At 42.9% G+C, this 14044-nt stretch carries 10 protein-coding genes, 2 tRNA genes and 1 pseudogene; 8 read left to right on the forward strand and 5 right to left on the reverse strand.

Annotated features, from left to right (window positions below):
• Positions 1–10 precede the first annotated feature (10 nt).
• Genes arsA through QOS46_RS01955 form a run of 3 tightly spaced genes read left to right on the forward strand, consistent with a single transcriptional unit; the run spans position 11 to position 4514 of the window.
• Positions 11–1756, forward strand: a complete 1746-nt coding sequence (gene arsA, locus QOS46_RS01945; protein ID WP_283606875.1) for an arsenical pump-driving ATPase — start codon at positions 11–13, stop codon at positions 1754–1756.
• Between the two features lie 17 nt (positions 1757–1773).
• Positions 1774–2856 (forward strand): ACR3 family arsenite efflux transporter, encoded by a 1083-nt coding sequence (gene arsB, locus QOS46_RS01950; protein WP_283606877.1) that lies wholly within the window; start codon positions 1774–1776, stop codon positions 2854–2856.
• Positions 2853–4514, forward strand: a complete 1662-nt coding sequence (locus tag QOS46_RS01955; protein WP_283606880.1) for an FAD-dependent oxidoreductase — start codon at positions 2853–2855, stop codon at positions 4512–4514. Before arsB ends, QOS46_RS01955 begins: the two co-directional genes overlap by 4 nt.
• Positions 4515–4867: 353 nt before the next feature.
• On the opposite strand, the gene QOS46_RS01965 is transcribed toward QOS46_RS01955, so the two are convergent.
• Together QOS46_RS01965 and QOS46_RS01970 are read right to left on the reverse strand one after the other, a co-directional pair.
• Positions 4868–5056 (reverse strand): DUF4316 domain-containing protein, encoded by a 189-nt coding sequence (locus QOS46_RS01965; RefSeq protein WP_283606882.1) that lies wholly within the window; start codon positions 5054–5056, stop codon positions 4868–4870.
• Positions 5057–5272: 216 nt separating this feature from the next.
• Positions 5273–5467, reverse strand: a complete 195-nt coding sequence (locus QOS46_RS01970) for an antitoxin (protein ID WP_283606885.1) — start codon at positions 5465–5467, stop codon at positions 5273–5275.
• Between the two features lie 312 nt (positions 5468–5779).
• On the opposite strand from QOS46_RS01970, the gene QOS46_RS01975 reads away from it, so the two are divergent.
• Positions 5780–5986 (forward strand): hypothetical protein, encoded by a 207-nt coding sequence (locus QOS46_RS01975; RefSeq protein WP_283606886.1) that lies wholly within the window; start codon positions 5780–5782, stop codon positions 5984–5986.
• Between the two features lie 502 nt (positions 5987–6488).
• On the opposite strand, the gene QOS46_RS01980 is transcribed toward QOS46_RS01975, so the two are convergent.
• Positions 6489–6575: transfer RNA gene (locus QOS46_RS01980), tRNA-Leu, on the reverse strand.
• 403 nt (positions 6576–6978) lie between these two features.
• On the opposite strand from QOS46_RS01980, the gene QOS46_RS01985 reads away from it, so the two are divergent.
• A complete protein-coding gene (locus QOS46_RS01985) occupies positions 6979–7191 on the forward strand; it encodes a hypothetical protein (RefSeq protein ID WP_283606888.1) in 213 nt (70 codons plus the stop codon).
• A gap of 588 nt (positions 7192–7779) precedes the next feature.
• On the opposite strand, the gene QOS46_RS01990 is transcribed toward QOS46_RS01985, so the two are convergent.
• Positions 7780–8262 carry a GNAT family N-acetyltransferase gene (locus QOS46_RS01990; RefSeq protein WP_283606890.1) on the reverse strand — a complete coding sequence of 161 codons (483 nt, stop codon included), beginning with the start codon at positions 8260–8262 and terminating at the stop codon, positions 7780–7782.
• A gap of 181 nt (positions 8263–8443) precedes the next feature.
• Between QOS46_RS01990 and QOS46_RS01995 the strand changes: the two genes are divergently transcribed.
• From QOS46_RS01995 to QOS46_RS02005, 3 genes and pseudogenes are all read left to right on the forward strand, one after another.
• Positions 8444–8520 (forward strand) — tRNA-Met (locus tag QOS46_RS01995).
• Between the two features lie 673 nt (positions 8521–9193).
• Positions 9194–12265: a DEAD/DEAH box helicase gene (locus tag QOS46_RS02000; protein WP_283606893.1), complete on the forward strand. Its 3072-nt coding sequence runs from the start codon at positions 9194–9196 to the stop codon at positions 12263–12265.
• A gap of 183 nt (positions 12266–12448) precedes the next feature.
• Positions 12449–12985, forward strand: a pseudogene (locus tag QOS46_RS02005) (DNA polymerase Y family protein); the annotation flags it as partial.
• A gap of 97 nt (positions 12986–13082) precedes the next feature.
• Here QOS46_RS02005 and QOS46_RS02010 read toward each other — a convergent pair.
• On the reverse strand, positions 13083–13979 hold the full coding sequence (locus QOS46_RS02010; protein WP_283606895.1) for a DMT family transporter: 897 nt from the start codon (positions 13977–13979) through the stop codon (positions 13083–13085).
• Positions 13980–14044: the final 65 nt, after the last annotated feature.

Raw genomic sequence — 14044 nt, forward strand, 5'->3', positions numbered from 1 at the left:
GGATAAGAATATGGAGCTATATAATCCTGCGAAAGTATCCATGACGCAATATCTCTTTTTTACCGGCAAAGGAGGCGTGGGCAAAACTTCAATTGCCTGCGCCACGGCGGTCGCCCTCGCGGATTCCGGGAAAAAAGTGCTGCTCGTCAGCACTGACCCGGCATCCAATCTACAGGACGTTTTCGGCATCCCGCTTAACAACAAGGGCACGAAAATCAAAGAAGCGCCGGGGCTGGTGGTCGCAAACCTCGACCCGCTTGCCGCGGCCGCAGAATACCGCGAATCGGTCATTGGGCCTTATCGCGGGAAATTCCCGGATTCCGTCATCCGTAATATGGAAGAACAGCTTTCCGGTTCCTGCACCGTCGAGATTGCGGCGTTCAATGAATTTTCAACCTTTCTGACCGACGAAGATAAGGCGAAGCGGTTCGACCAAATCCTGTTTGACACAGCCCCCACGGGCCACACCCTGCGGATGCTCCAACTTCCCTCCGCATGGACAGGGTTTATCAGCGAGAGCACACACGGGGCATCCTGCCTCGGCCAGCTTTCCGGGCTGGAAAGCAAAAAAGAAATCTATCGGAAGGCCGTCCAAACCCTCGCTGACGGCAGACTGACAACACTTGTGCTTGTCACAAGGCCGGAAACTACGCCGATCATGGAGGCTAAGAGAGCCTCCGAAGAACTGGGATCTCTCGGTATCGACAATCAGTTGCTTGTGGTCAACGGGCTGCTTGAAAGTAGTGATCCAAATGACGCGGTAGAAACCGCTTTGGTTGAAAAACAAAAGGCGGCGATTGAAAGTATTCCCGCAGGGCTTTTGAGGCGTCCGGCCTCTATGGTTCCACTGCGGGCCTACAATATAACCGGCATTGAAAATGTCCGGCACATGCTGTCCTATTCGGGAAGTGCGAGCGACGGGAACAGTTCGGCGAAAATAAGTGCGTTCACGCTGGCCGACGTGGTAGAGGATATTTACAATTCCGGCAAAAAGGTCATCTTCACGATGGGCAAGGGCGGTGTCGGCAAGACAACGGTTGCCGCCGCAATTGCGCTGGGACTGCACAGCAAGGGCCAGAAGGTACGCCTCGCCACCACAGACCCCGCCGATCACCTGAATTTCGTGATGACCGGCGAAGCTGGAATCTCTGTCAGCCATATCGACGAGCAGCTTGAACTTGAAAAATACAGAGATGAAGTGCTGACCAAAGCTCGGCAGACTATGAGCGAGAACGATCTTGCTTATGTGGAGGAAGATTTGCGTTCTCCCTGCACACAGGAGATTGCCGTGTTCCGGGCCTTTGCCGAGATTGTGGCAAAGAGTCAGGACGAAACGGTGATTATCGACACAGCGCCGACCGGTCATACGCTCCTGCTGCTCGAATCCACCCAAAGCTATAACCAACAGATTGAAAATTCGGGTGGCGACGTTTCCGAAGCGGCGAAATCCTTGCTGCCGAGACTGAAAAACCCGGACTACACGGAAGTGGTGATCGTCACGCTTCCCGAAACAACGCCGTTTTTTGAAGCGCAAAGACTGACAGAGGATTTAAAGCGTGCGGGTATTTCGGCAAAGTGGTGGATTGTAAATCAAAGCCTGTCCTTCACAGAAACAAAAAGCGAATTTTTGAGAGCAAAGGCATCAAGTGAAATCCAATGGATTAACAGGGTTCGAGAAATTTCAACCGGCAATTATGCGATCGTTCCGTGGAAACCGTTTGAGGTCAAAGGTAAAAAACTAATAGAGCTTTTATAGATACGGAGGTAGTGTTCATGGAAAAGGTGGGCGGAAGACTTTCTTTTTTAGATCGTTTTTTAACACTGTGGATATTCTTAGCTATGGCGGTTGGAGTGGCGGCGGGCAACTTTTTTCCCGGCGCGGCAAACGCCATCAATCAATTAAGCACCGGTACGACTTCATGGCCTATTGCGGTGGGGCTGATTCTGATGATGTACCCGCCTCTTATCCGGGTCAAATATGAGGAAATAGGAAAAGTGGCAAACAACAAAAAGGTTTTCAGTTTCTCCCTTTTACAAAACTGGATTATTGGGCCGATTCTGATGTTTGTTCTGGCTCTGATTTTTCTGCCGGATAAGCCGGAGTATGCCGTTGGCATTATCGTCATTGGGCTTGCCCGCTGTATTGCAATGGTGATTATCTGGAACACACTTGCAAAGGGTGACAACGAGTATTGCGCCGCGTTGGTGGCGCTTAACGCAATTTTTCAAATTCTGCTTTACTCAGTTTACATCTGGCTGTTTGTCACAGTGCTGCCGGGAGCCCTGCATCTTTCGTGGGGTGATAAAGCGGTGCATGTTTCCATTTGGGAAGTCGCCCGCAGTGTTCTTGTTTATCTCGGCATCCCGTTTGTAGCTGGTATCGCCACCCGTTTTTCTGTGATACGAGTAAAGGGGAAGGAATGGCTGAACAAGACCTTTATTCCGAAAATCTCGCCGCTTGCTCTGATTGCGTTGCTTTATACCATCGTCATCATGTTTATGCTCAAAGGGCGAATGATCGTCGAGCTTCCGCTTGACGTGGTGCGGATAGCCATCCCTCTGCTGCTCTACTTCGTCCTGATGTTTTCCATCAGCTTCTTCATCTCGTATAAACACGGATTCAATTATGAACAGACTACGACGCTGTCCTTTACGGCGGCAAGCAACAACTTCGAGCTTGCCATTGCCGTATCGGTTGCGGTTTTCGGCATAAGCTCCGGTCAGGCGTTTGCCGCCGTTATCGGCCCTCTGATCGAGGTGCCGGTCATGATTCTGCTTGTGCGGCTCGCGCTCTATCTGAAAGGCAAGTATTTTAATGAAGACGGACTGCCGAAAAAAGCTGAGGTTTCAAAATGAAAATTATAATGATCGGTTCCGTCGCGGCGGGAACATCGGCAGCGGCCAAAGCCAGAAGGAACACCGAGGAAGCGCAAATCACCATCTATGAAAAAGACAGCTACATATCCTATTCGGGATGCGGGCTGCCGTATTTTGTGGGAGGGGAAACTTCCGACGTTGGTAAGCTGACGCCGAGGGATGCGCTTTGGTTCAAGGAACGGTATAACGTCGAGATAAAGACGGGCTGTGAGGTGTTGACGGTTGACCCCGACCATAAAACGCTGAAAGTGAAGAATCTCGTAACAGGTAAAGAATTTACGGATACTTATGATAAATTGGTTTTTGCAACAGGGTCAAAGCCCTTCAAACCGCAGCTTGACGGCATCACTAGCAAAAATTTATTTACAATCAAGAACCCACAGAACGCGGTTGATGTGGACACCTATATTGCCGAACGTCAGGCGAAAAAAGCTGTTATCATAGGCGGCGGATATATCGGCCTTGAAATGGCGGTAGCTTTAAAAGAGCGGCAGATGGATGTAACCATCCTTGAATTGAGCAATCATATCATGCCGCCGATGGATGACGAAATGGCCGCGATCCTTCAAAAATATATAACCGGCAAGGAAATCAACATCCTGACATCGGCCAAAATCACTGGCTTTGAGCAAAACAGCGGAGTTGCACAAAAGGTAATGGTTGAAGGGCTGGAGCCTGTCCAGGCAGATTTATTTATATGGTCTGCGGGAATCAAACCCGAAGTAGAGCTTGCAAAGGCGATGGGTGTAAAGCTGGGCGATACCGGAGCCATCCAAGTTGACAACCGTATGCAGACCAATCTTCCAGACGTCTACGCCGTAGGCGACTGTGCGCAGGCATATTCCTTAGTAACAGGCATTCCCCTGTACCGTCCGATGGGTTCCACAGCTAACAAAATGGGCCGAATCGCCGGAGATGCAATCACCGGTGGCAGCCTTAAATTCAGGGGCGTGCTCGGAACTGGCATTTTCAAAGTGTTTGACCTTTCCGTTGCCATGACTGGCCTGACGGAAAAAGAGGCCCGGAAACTCGGCTATGACATTGAGGTTATCCACAATATAAAACCGAACGTGCCAGAATACTATCCCGGTTCCACGGAAATGACTGTCAAAGCAATTGCCGACCGAAAGACCGAAAAGCTGCTGGGTGTTCAGATCGTAGGCGGTGAAGGTGTTGACAAGCGCATCGACGTTTTCGTAACGGCTATCACCTATGGAGCAAAGGCGGGCGACCTCTTTCATCTTGACCTTGCTTATGCGCCTCCGTTTGCGACCACCAAAGACCCGGTGCTTTACACCGGCATGATACTCGATAACGCGCTCAACCGCGGGCGCAGGATTATGACCGCGCATGAACTGATCGAAAGAACAAAGTCCGGGGAAAAGATCACGGTCATTGACGTCAGGGGCAAGAATGACAGGGACAAAGGGTTTATCGAGGGATCGCTTCATGTTCCGCTGCAAAAGATACGTTCCGCTCTTGTCAGTTTCAGCAAGGACGATCTGATCGTCGTGCATTGCAACAAAGGCGTTTCAGGCAATGCGGCACAGAACATTCTTATCAACAATGGATTTAGAAATGTGTATAACCTTTCAGGCGGGTATAAGCAGTATAAAATCGAATACAGTGCGCCATGAAATAGAAATTTCCATAACTGTGGCAGCAAAAAATAATGCCCCCTAGACGAAGGCGTTTTGGATGTAAATACCACATAGGGGGACTATCGCTGGGAAGAAGCTGTCACATATATAGCGGATAAGGCAATGAATTCGGCACATCGGACTATTTTAGCATGACTTTGTGTTAAAAAGGGCAAAAGGGAGTGGAAGCATTATGCTGCCGCTCCTTTTGCTATAGTCCCGTTACTGCTGTAAGCTGTTTGAGAACATTGGATACTCGGCCCCACAAATCTGTGTAATCTTTTTGTAGAGCCGCGATTTCGGATGGATACACGCCGTAGGTGTTCGCGTGCGCTTGCGCTCATGGGTGCTCACCGTTCCAATTCCCGGTTGCGCCTGCGCCGGGGCGGTTCCTTTACCCTGTCCAGTGGTTTTTCCTGCGGCACGGGGACGGACAGGGAAAGCGGCATAGCTATGTTGTTAGGGATGCTGTCGATCATGTCGTAATTCTGTTCGGTGGAAAGCTCCGCGTTTTTCAGGTAATTGTCTTTGTCGTTCATAATAAAATCCTCCTTCGCATCACTTCGGGCCAAGTTCGAAGTGATCGATACTATACAAAAGCACCGCCCATATAGTCCGTGTGGGCGGTGCTTTGTGTAATGTGATAGCTCCAATATTTTATTTTTGCAGTTTTCCTAATACGTTTGACTCATACTGGAAGAAAATAAAAGGCTGACAATAATAGCGGGTCATACCCGCATAGGACAATCCACCGGCTACGCTGGTGGATAGTTATTATCTGTTTCAATATCCATTTCAATTAATCTGTTGATATACGAATTAACACTTAATCCCATAGAGTGGGCTTTGCTTTGAATTACTTCCTTGTACCTCTTTTTTACTCTTAACGGAATTGCATCATAGGCTTTATCGTTGTACTTGTTTTTGGCTTTTGTGGCTGACGTTTCCATATTAAATCACCTCAACTCCAAGTCTAACAAGGAGGGATAGGATGTGAAAAGGCTCAGACTATTTTATAAGATCAAGTTATATTTCATCGTAGTTTTAGCAATTATCTTCGTGGAAAGTGTCAAAGCTGCTCCAGATCAACCAGTAATATTCGGAATACTTACTTTGACATTCTTCTACTGTATTAGGTTTCTTTGGCAGTCTTTACTCAGAGATGAGCAAAGGATGAAAAGAGTTCGCTTGAATCTCAAAAAGAAGACTAGAGTTGATGAAACCCAAAGCATAGAACACGCAACATAGGGGAGGGGATGCATATGGAAAATCTAAATCTTTTGCATGACTTTCGCAGTGAAATAAGGGTAAGTATAGACGATATTCAAGCGGCAAATGATTATGAAACTGCAGTGGCTCTTTGGAAAGAAGCTTATGATAACCTTGCGGCCTTGCATCAAGAGAAGATTATAAGCGAATCGGTTTTCTCAACCTACGCACAACTACTAGATGAAGCCATCACAGAATAAAAAAAGCGGAAGCGCTTCCGCTTCCGACAAAAATGAACTAGAGGTTAAGTTTCGCACTCCCTGAGATGTAAAGCTGTAGAAGCCTGCGGAGGCTGCCGATTTAGGTCTGCTACGGATAGGGACCAATCGGAATTACAGTTCGTTCTCAGAGCACCTTGACAATATTAATAAGTCAAGACCAACATTTGAACTTCTACTTCAATTGCTCGTGTCAACTTATTGAAATAGCTTGCGGGAATGGATACAAAAACTATATCAGTATGGCCTTAGCCTACCTCTGGTTTTTGAAATACGTGGAGTAACACATTCGTACAAAGCTGATGTTCCACAGCAACGGGTTCCTATAAGGTAAGCATTCTACGAGATCCACTGCTGTGAAGTAGAGGACTCATCGTAGAATGATATTCTTAAACATTTATTGAGAACATCATTCTGCGATGAATATACTTCTAAATACAAACACAAGGATAAAGGCATTTGCCTTTATCCTTGTGTTTGTATTTGGTGCGAGGGAGGAGACTTGAACTCCTATGAACTTGCGTTCACTAGAACCTGAATCTAGCGCGTCTGCCAATTCCGCCACTCTCGCATTTTTTTGCGATCGCTTGACTGCTTGAGTATTATAGCATGGTGAAATTTGTTTGTCAACAATGTTTTTAAAAATAATTCCACAATTTTTTCTTTTTGATTCCCTAATTCGACATTCATACGAAAGAAATTCAATGAGCATGCGGCTGGGGTAGATTTTAAAAAGAAAAAATAGGAACTATAATTTCTGTTTTGAGGAGAATTTTCGTTATCAATTCATGGCACATTCTGGCAATTTCGGCATTCTTACCGAAAGGATTACAAATAAGCGCCTGATTATTCATAAAACCTCCATTTTTAATCAATTAAGGAAATAAGCGTATATTTTGACAAGATTCACCATAGCTATGCGCTATAATTAGAAACAGAAAATGAGTGATAAATAGAAAGGATGTATAATACTGATGAAAATAATGGTTACAAAACAAGAGTTGGAACATAAACTGACTCAAGCCGGCAATAATGATTTCGTTGAGTTATGCATTGTACCGGCGCAAAAAGATGGGACACAGTACAATCCCGCATTTTTGCATCTCGGTTTCATACATAATGGACAATATTATGATTTGGAATCGATCGATGCTTATTTTAATCAGGAAGGGATCAAAACGGCCTGATTTGAATCAATTAGAACATCATGATGATTAAAAATGATTCATCCATCCCGAATATGTGGTTGCGTATGGTTAATATCCTAATCACCCAAAAGGGCCCGTCTTTGTGCAGACGGGCCCTTTTGGGGGTTCATTACATAGTATATGGGAAAAGTGTGGCGTAAGCATCGGTAAAGGCCGCTTGCACCCAGCACAATATCTGCTGGCGCATTGGGCCGCAAAGGGAGAAATTTGTTCCGCAGTGCTGCCAAACTCTAATAAATCAGGTTAAGAATTCGTTAAAACAGCTTATTTCTGGAATGTAAAAAGATTATGTGCAATTGCGTTTTTGTAAATGTTTCAATATTCTACATAAATTTTATCACGTTGTTATTTTTTAGTCAATCTAATTTTTCAAAATAAGATGACTTTTTTAGAAAATATCTGCTTGCTAAATTATAACGAAAAGAAGTTGCAATTCTTCTTGAGTTTGGAAAATTAGAACTTGAACTGTTTGTGGATGTTCTCTCAAAAGACAATTTCGCAATAAAAATCCTCCTCAGTTTTCTGATGATTCACGGAAGAACTGAGGAGGCAAGACGGATATTTGTTTTATAGAGTATGATAAAATAAGAGAATGTCTTGATAAGTATGATCCTTCATTAAAAAACCGCGGGGGACTGTTCCAATTTCGATAAATCCCAGCTTGCGGTATAAATGAATCGCATGTACATTGCTTTTTACCACAGCATTAAACTGCAAAAGCTGAAAACCGAGGGCCTTGCTCTTTTCCAGTGAGTGTCTTACCAGAAGCTCTCCAATTCCTGTTCCTCTGGCCGACGGACGAATCATATATCCCGCATTGGCCTGGTGTCCGCACCGTCCTACATTATTAGGGTGAAGAATATACAGGCCTACAATCTCTCCGTTTTCTTCTGCGACCGCCGTGAAACTTTGCTGCGCAAAAAAATCTTCCGCTTGCTCCGGTGTCAGAAGATCTGTCTGCGGGAACGAGTTTCCTTCTTCAATTATCGTGTTCCAAATCTCCGTCAATGCGGGAACATCCTGTTTCTGGTATTCTCTGATACTCGCCATCCTACACTTCCTGTCTGCGGTTTCGCGCTGTATTTTGAGAGAAGTATAGCACAAAGCGACTGCACTGACAAGAAAGCAGCTTGCCCTTATCATATTAATTTACAATAAATTTAAAAAAGTGTTGACTTTTCGAAATACCAATGGTATTATAGTTAAGCGCTCTTGAAGAGCAGAAAAATATCGCGGAGTGGAGCAGTCCGGTAGCTCGTCGGGCTCATAACCCGAAGGTCGTAGGTTCAAATCCTGCCTCCGCAACCAAACTTCTTAATGCTCCGGCAAGCTCATAGAAATATGAGCTTGTTGCAGTATTAAGACAAAATGATATATAAAGGGCGATGGCAACTGGAATTGAAATCGCCCTTATATACAAATAAGAGTGTCATTAATAATCGGGTCTGGTTAGTCCTATACCTGGCTACTCTCACCAAGTACGTATTTGCTCTTTCCTGCTATGCAGGTCAGGCGCGCTCGCTTAACAGGTTCCGACTGTTAAGGTCGTGGCTACACTATCTATCATAAGAGTATTACGTTACCCTATACCGATTTTGACATTCAATTTTAAGTGGATTCGTTACATCCACGATCTTGTTTTTTCATTTCTGATAGCAAAAAAACAAGAGCCTAGACGCAGCCGGTAAACTGTACGTCTAAGACTCTTGACAAGTATATGATAACCATGCTACCATGAGGTAACACAGAAAACCAACCCTGTTAATGACTTTTAGTCTTCAGAACGTACTGATTTTACGTTTTGATTAGTGTGAGAAATTGTCCAGATTTCTTACAGCTAATGTGTTGTTAATGGGGTTAAATTATGCCCTTTTCTAAATTATACCATTTACTGGTTTGAAATTCAATAGATAATCTCACAATTTGGTAATATTTGTCTTGCTGGATTGCTTATATGATTTTTTTATGGAGGCTATGATATTTGGAACAAATACTGAAATATTGGTATGAGCAAGAGTTCTTTAATCCTTGCTGGCCAGTAGAAACTCATAAAGATATATATCTGAAAGAAAATCTATTGCCTTGGTTAACACCTCAAACCAACCCCAGAATTAGAGTAAGCTATGATATATACTTTGGAAATACCTTTTCAAGCGATTTGATTATCTGGATGCTGAATGAATTAAATATGCCTCTTACTGAAGAGATAGAGCCAAGCCGTTCATCGGTGTGTTTATGTGCATTGAAAGTTGATGAGCATGGAATGTATGTTGAAAACTCTTTCTCAATAAGCACTTTTGTGTGGGCTATTTGCAAGCTTGTTTCTTCGTCTTCCTTTCATACAAAACTAAATATTTCAGATTTTGAAGACTTCCAACAAAAAGTTGAACAGAAATTATTATATCAAAAAGTTAATCCAACTACTCCCATTATTTCTTTAGATGATTTAAAATCCATGTACTCATTTGTTTGTGACTCTATGCATCTAAAAAAGGAATTATTTACGCAATCTTTCTGGGCAAAAGTAAAAACAGACTACATAAATAAAATAGGGGAATTTCCCCCCTTAGATTCATCAACTGAACTATTTTCAAGCTTTTATCTGAAAGATATGGAAAAAGTTAGAAAGAACCCTACGCCTAAAGTGCAAGAATATATTCATGCTCTGCTTCAGCCTGATAGTCATATCCATCGGATTCAAATTGATACAGATATTGAAGAAATGAAAAAATGGTTACAGGCTGATAAATTTCCTCTTGGGGCATGGCCTTCTTCTTATAGTCCAAGCCTTATGCAGCAATTAGGAATTAACATTGCCGTTTCTAACGAACAAGATGTTTTTTCTATTAACGGTCCACCAGGAACAGGGAAGACTACCTTGCTAAAGGAAATTATAACATCAAATATCATTCAAAGAGCCTTCCAAATGGCAAGTTACGATTATCCTGACCAAGCCTTTTCCGAAAGTATATTTCAAAATCCGCTCGATCTATCTAATCTATCCTATTATAGAATCGACGATAAATTAACAGCTTATGGAATGATTGTGGCTTCAAACAATAATGCCGCTGTTGAAAATATATCAGTAGAACTACCGCTGGCAATTTCTAGGGACAGGACAATGCGCTTTTCCGGTATTGATATGAAAATAGAGGATACATACTTTTCTGATATTGCCACCAAGCTTTCAGGCGAATCAGCGTGGGGATTAATCTCAGCTAAGCTGGGCAAGAACAGCAATTTAAAAGCATTACAAGATCGCTTGTGGTGGGCAAAAGACGGTGTAACACTACGACGTTATTATAATGAAGAAATTGCACCAGATTGGAATGTAGCCCGTCAAAATTTTAATAAAGCTCTGCAAGCTGTAATGCAAATGCAAAAAAACATTGCACAGGCACAGGAACTTTTAACTCAAGAAAAACAAGCAAAGATAAAATTTCAAATTCTATCGGATGAATTAGATCATTTTAAAATCAATTTTGAATATCAGAATAGGTTAAAACAAGCGAACGCTGACGAATTAAATCGTTTAAAGCAAACTAAAAAACTACAGCAAGAAAATATCGATATGTTCAAATCTCAACTTAATTTTTTTAAACTATACTTTTGGAAATTGTTTAAAAAAGACCCTGTTATTTATCAGTGGAAACAGACAGAGATAGATATTGGTAAAACAGTTATTGCAATTGCAGAACGCAATATGGCCACTCCATCTCTCGATGCATTGTGTAACGAAGCAAAGCGAAAACTTGATTCACATGAAAATCTTTTGCAAAATGCTGAACTGACTCTGAATGCAATGAAGAAAAAAATTGATTCTCTCAAGCTACAATTTAAGGGCAATTGGGCAGATGATGAGTTTTGGGAAAATATTTGTAACAATCAAGAGTCTCAGACGGCGTGCCCATGGACACATGAAGAATATAATATGTTACGAGAGGAACTGTTTTATCAAGCTCTTATGCTTAACAAAGCATTTGTATTATCTAGCAAGCATACCAAAACAAATTTGGAACATCTATTTGCATTGTGGAATGGAAATATTTCAGTAAGCGACAGAAATAAAGCTTACGGTAGTTTGCTAAACACCTTGCTGCTCGTCATACCTGTTATATCAACTACATTTGCTTCTGTTCAAACATTTTTGGGTGGAATTAACCCTGAAGAAATCGGAGTTCTTGTTATCGATGAAGCGGGACAAGCAACCCCTCAAAGTGCCTTGGGGGCACTTTGGCGATCTAAAAAAGCCATTATTGTGGGTGACCCTTTACAAGTAGAACCCATTGTAACCATACCAAAAGAATTAAAGCAGCGGCTTGCCGATGAAAATGGTATCTCCTCTGTTTATCGTTCACCAGAAATTTCAGTACAAACATTAGCAGATCGGCTAAACGTATATGGTGGTGTTCGTAAATTAGAAGAGAAAGAGTTATGGCTAGGATGCCCGCTCGTTGTCCATCGCCGATGCCTTAATCCTATGTTTCAAATCTCTAACGAAATAGCCTATGGCGGTAGGATGTTTCTTAAAACTCCTCAACCGGATTCTTCATTACGATTTCTTTTATCTGAATCTATTTGGTTTGATGTGAAAGGCGCTGAAAAGGGACATAAAAATCATTCTGTTAAAGAACAGACAGATAAGCTGGTGAACTTATTTGTAAAAGCAATTCATATTTATCAAGGCTTACCTGAACTATACATTATCACTCCTTTTACATCCGTGGCATATGCAATACAAAGGACGCTACTTCCGCTTATTCAAAAAGAATTACCTGAATTAGATGAATTGATCATCAAAGACTGGCTGAAGAAAAATTGCGGCACTATTCATACTTTTCAGGGTAAAGAAGCAAATGAGATTTTGCTTGTTCTTGGCTGTGATAAACAAAGCGGTAAAGGTGCAGCACATTGGGTCGGAATGAAACCTAATATTATTAACGTAGCTGTTTCGCGTGCCAAATACCGTTTAGGTGTTATTGGTGATTATGATCTTTGGAAAAGCATACCTTACGTAAAAGATATATGTAGAATACTACCTTTACAACGATAATCTAAGTCGGACATTTTGTCCGACTTGTGCGGGAGGCAGGGGGTTCTCACTTATGTGAGAGTTTCTGTCCTTTCTTTTTTTCTCCATCTCATTATTTACTGGTCACCATTTCCATTGACTCTTGCGAACGCACGTTCTAATATGAACTTGCACATGCTAGAACAAGTGTTCGGAGGTGGAAACGTGGATCGTATAATATTGCATTCAGATTGTAACAGCTTTTATGCCAGTGTTGAATGCCTGCACAGGCCTGAAATTCGAAATAGACCGGTAGCCGTGGGTGGTGATGTGGAGCAGCGACACGGAATAATATTGGCCAAAAATGAGTTTGCAAAGAAATACGGCATCAAAACAGGAGAGGCCCTCTGGCAGGCAAAGCAAAAGTGTCCTGATCTGGTTATTGTGCCGCCACGATTTGAACTATACCAGAGGTTTTCAAGGCTTTGCCATAGTATCTACCTTGACTATACTGATCAAGTAGAGCCATATGGCCTCGATGAATGTTGGCTCGATGTCACGGGTAAAAATGTTGATGGCGTGAAATTAGCCCACGAAATCCGTGAGCGTATTAAGTATGAGCTAGGGATCACCGTGAGCATAGGCGTGTCCAACAATAAAATTTTTGCTAAGCTGGGATCGGATTACAAAAAGCCTAACGCTGTTACAGAGATCAGTCGGGTAAATTTTAAGGATATAGCTTGGCCGTTGCCGGTTGGCGATTAGTTGAATGCTGAGGATGATATTGAGAAGAATTTGATAGGGAAAACGCCAGCAACGGCGGAATAACAAAAGTTTTTCGCCGTTGCTGGCCGCATTTTTACCACATTTCCGCTTCTTCCTGTTTTGTGCAGTGTAGTTCTGCACTTTTTCCCTGATTCGATCCGGAAGACAGCTTAGCATCCAAAAACATTCCTGTCAGAATAATAATAAATCCAATGATAACAAGGGAAGACGGATATTTTTTTAGAAAGAGAGCAACCCAGATCGGGCCCAAAATCATTTCCCACAGCGCGATGATAGATGCTTTCTTTGGGTCGAGTTTCTGCACCCCTAAATTATAAAAAGCGTAGCCGCCAGCCACCTGAACAACACCCATCACTATCATAATTGCCCAATCCAGGGATGTCATTGTGAAGGCGCCACCTAAGGAATTGGGAAACAGAACAAAGACCAGTACTGCGGTAAAAATATTAGCTATCGCGGTGAGCCCCAGCGGATTCGTGCCGGCCGCTTTCTTTGCGCTGACGGTCATACAGGCAAAGAATACACCCTCGCTCAGTGCGGTCAGATTTCCGGTGCTGTTGGTGGAATTGGTGCTGGAACACATAAAGAAGATTACTCCGACAAAGATAATGCATACAGGGATAAAGCTTTTGATAAAAAAACGTCTGGTTTTGATTACGCCGACGATAAACAACCAGATCGTCGCCGTATACTGCATGCCGATGGCCACCGGGGCAGAGGTCATCGTCAAAGCCAGAATAATGCTCAAACACAATGATGCATAAGAGCACATATACATCAGCATCCATCCGTTCCAGCACAATTGCTTGAACCTGATGAATCCTGATAGAACAACGGCCGCAATCGCGGAACGCAATCCACAAATCAACATGGGATCGATGGTTAAAAAAGTGACAAGTGGGGCGTTCAGGCTCCAAAATAAAGCCCCTAAAAAGACTAAAGTACCACCTGAAGCATATATTTTTTTCATATTTAATTCCCTCTTTCCAAATGTAATCATGATTTAATTATAATCACGATTAAATCATATCTATC

It is taken from the genome of Faecalispora anaeroviscerum (assembly GCF_947568225.1).
Classification (GTDB): domain Bacteria; phylum Bacillota; class Clostridia; order Oscillospirales; family Acutalibacteraceae; genus Faecalispora; species Faecalispora anaeroviscerum.

Coding starts and splice junctions, on each gene's coding strand:
- arsA (WP_283606875.1), top strand. CDS start 11: ATGGAGCTATATAATCCTGCGAAAGTATCCATGACGCAATATCTCTTT.
- QOS46_RS01965 (WP_283606882.1), bottom strand. CDS start 5,056: ATGAACGACAAAGACAATTACCTGAAAAACGCGGAGCTTTCCACCGAA.
- QOS46_RS01990 (WP_283606890.1), bottom strand. CDS start 8,262: ATGGCGAGTATCAGAGAATACCAGAAACAGGATGTTCCCGCATTGACG.
- arsB (WP_283606877.1), top strand. CDS start 1,774: ATGGAAAAGGTGGGCGGAAGACTTTCTTTTTTAGATCGTTTTTTAACA.
- QOS46_RS01970 (WP_283606885.1), bottom strand. CDS start 5,467: ATGGAAACGTCAGCCACAAAAGCCAAAAACAAGTACAACGATAAAGCC.
- QOS46_RS01975 (WP_283606886.1), top strand. CDS start 5,780: ATGGAAAATCTAAATCTTTTGCATGACTTTCGCAGTGAAATAAGGGTA.
- QOS46_RS01955 (WP_283606880.1), top strand. CDS start 2,853: ATGAAAATTATAATGATCGGTTCCGTCGCGGCGGGAACATCGGCAGCG.
- QOS46_RS02010 (WP_283606895.1), bottom strand. CDS start 13,979: ATGAAAAAAATATATGCTTCAGGTGGTACTTTAGTCTTTTTAGGGGCT.
- QOS46_RS01985 (WP_283606888.1), top strand. CDS start 6,979: ATGAAAATAATGGTTACAAAACAAGAGTTGGAACATAAACTGACTCAA.